Raw genomic sequence first — 609 nt, 5'->3', positions numbered from 1 at the left:
CCAGCGCGACGGCGGGGTACTCGGCGGCGGCGTCGGCGTGCGCGATCGAGCCGCCCAGGGTGCCGCGGTTGCGGATCTGGAAATGCCCGATCAGCGGCGTGGCCCGCGCCAGCAACGGCACCCCGCGGCCCACTTCGGCCGACCGCTGGATCGTCGCCTGGGTGGTGCCCGCGCCGATCCACACCCCGCCATCGCGTTGCTCGATCCCGCGCAACTCCTCCAACCGGCGCAGATCCACCAGGTGATCCAGTACCGCCAGCCGCAGGGCGAGCATGGGGACCAGGCTCTGGCCGCCGGCGATGGCCTTGGCGTCCTCGCCCAGCTCCGCCAGCAACCCCACCGCCTCCTGCACGCTCGCGGGGGCGTGGTACTCGAAAGCCGCCGGTTTCATTTGGCCTCCGCCCCGCTGCCGGTGCCGCGGCGGACGATCTCCACGATCGACTCCGGGGTGATCGGCAGCCGGGTGATCTCCGCGCCGAACGGGGCCAGCGCGTCGGCGACCGCGTTGATCACCGCCGGCGGCGCCCCGATCGCACCGCCCTCACCCGCGCCCTTGTACCCGCCCGGACCCGGCGAGTCGGTCTCGATGTGCCCGTACTCGATATCGGG

At 73.6% G+C, this 609-nt stretch carries 2 protein-coding genes; both read right to left on the bottom strand.

Annotation, left to right across the window (positions count from 1 at the left end):
• Positions 1–391 (bottom strand): FAD binding domain-containing protein (locus ACFPZN_RS56485; protein ID WP_378293739.1); only part of this gene is annotated, 391 nt, incomplete at its 3' end.
• A partial coding sequence (locus ACFPZN_RS56480; RefSeq protein WP_378293737.1) for a hypothetical protein occupies positions 388–609 on the bottom strand: 222 nt, incomplete at its 5' end. The genes ACFPZN_RS56485 and ACFPZN_RS56480, both read right to left, overlap by 4 nt.

It is taken from the genome of Actinomadura rugatobispora, assembly GCF_042656285.1.
Lineage (GTDB): Bacteria > Actinomycetota > Actinomycetes > Streptosporangiales > Streptosporangiaceae > Spirillospora > Spirillospora rugatobispora.
This window is presented reverse-complemented; position numbering and strand designations above follow the sequence as displayed.